The sequence below is a fragment of the Bradyrhizobium sp. P5_C11_2 genome (assembly GCF_054049755.1).
On sequence record NZ_JBFULT010001033.1, the window covers coordinates 1 to 1,274 of the forward strand.

Sequence of the window (1,274 nt, forward strand, 5' to 3'; positions counted from 1 at the left end):
GTATGGTGCCGATCGCATGTCCCTCATAAACGACGACGTAATGATCCCTGACATCGGGCCACCGAAGCTTCGCATTGAGGGAAATGGATTGTTTCATGAACAGGATTTGTGTCGGAGGGCCAGTGAGGAAAATCACTTCGATTGCAATGATCTGAACGGCTTCGCAATGGTGCGGTCCGACAGCAACTTCCAAAAGAGGCTCAGGCACCAGGCGTATGGTGTCGCCGTATCGAGGCAGGCGGCTCGGCGAGGAGAGTGCCGGGACGACCGAGGTTTCCAAGCTTGATCCCGGTGTATTGGTTTGACACTATGCCGGATATTTGGAGAAAGTCATGTATAAGTCATGCCTTGCTGCGATTGCCGCCGCCGTCTGTCTGTGTGCATCGCCCGCCAGCGCCGAGAGTGGTCGGTACCCTTTCGGCGATGAACCGTATCGGCTGAACTGGTATCCCGATCCCGAGATCGCGACCGGCTGCTGGAAATGGAATTGGCAGCAATACCAGTGGGACAATTACTGTCCGGTCTACCTTCGTCCCAAGGCTTACATGTACCCGCGCGGTCGGGCGGTCGTCGTTCGCAGCAGGGGCTAGCGGGCAAGCTCGATGGGCGGCGCCTGCTGGCGCCGCTCCGTCTTCTGGCTCAGTAGTTCTCGATGGTGCAGGCGACCTGGCTGTGCTTTCCGAAATTGAGCAAGGCATTCCCCCGGAAGCCGTCGACCCAAATGCCGGGACCGGCATAGCGATAACCGACTCCCATCGGGACCAGGCGGACATGCACGCCGCTGGACCGGCCCGTATGCAGCGACGCCGTGACGACGTCACCGGCGATCGACACTGCGATCGGGCACAGCGGATATTGCCTGCCATTCTCGCAGGTGAAGACGAGCTCCGAACAGCTGCCGACCGCGTTTGGTGAAGCCCGCAGAGCCATGTCGGCGGCAGTGGCCGGATGCGGGATTGCGGCGAGGCCGGAGCCCAGAAGAACCATCACCGCAACAAGCTTGCCTGATCGATCGCGCATTGCCGGTCTCCAAAATGAATAAACAATCGACAGCAGAAGAAGCAAAAATCAGCCCAAACGTCAAATTGCTGCGATGAGACGGCTCGAAAAGACAACCCGGCGGTTGCGGTTCCGCATCAGGTTGCGGGCGAGGGGGCGGGCCCTGACGGTCGACGGCAACGCAACATTCGGCTGCATCCGGGCACGCGAGCCAACATGATACCGGCAGCGTAGCGCACGGCGTTCGATTGCATCGTTGGCCCGCGGTGCAGGGA

The 1,274-nt window shown here is 60.0% G+C and carries 3 protein-coding genes; all 3 read right to left on the reverse strand.

Translation table 11 applies throughout. The features are described from left to right. Nucleotides 1-280, reverse strand: a 280-nt coding sequence (locus ACXJL8_RS41415; protein ID WP_456687074.1) for a hypothetical protein, incomplete at its 3' end; no start/stop codon positions are given. Between the two features lie 359 nt (nucleotides 281-639). Beyond that, nucleotides 640-1,020, reverse strand: a complete 381-nt coding sequence (locus tag ACXJL8_RS41420) for a hypothetical protein (protein ID WP_456623782.1) — start codon at nucleotides 1,018-1,020, stop codon at nucleotides 640-642. A gap of 60 nt (nucleotides 1,021-1,080) precedes the next feature. Continuing rightward, a partial coding sequence (locus ACXJL8_RS41425; protein ID WP_456687075.1) for a hypothetical protein occupies nucleotides 1,081-1,274 on the reverse strand: 194 nt, incomplete at its 5' end.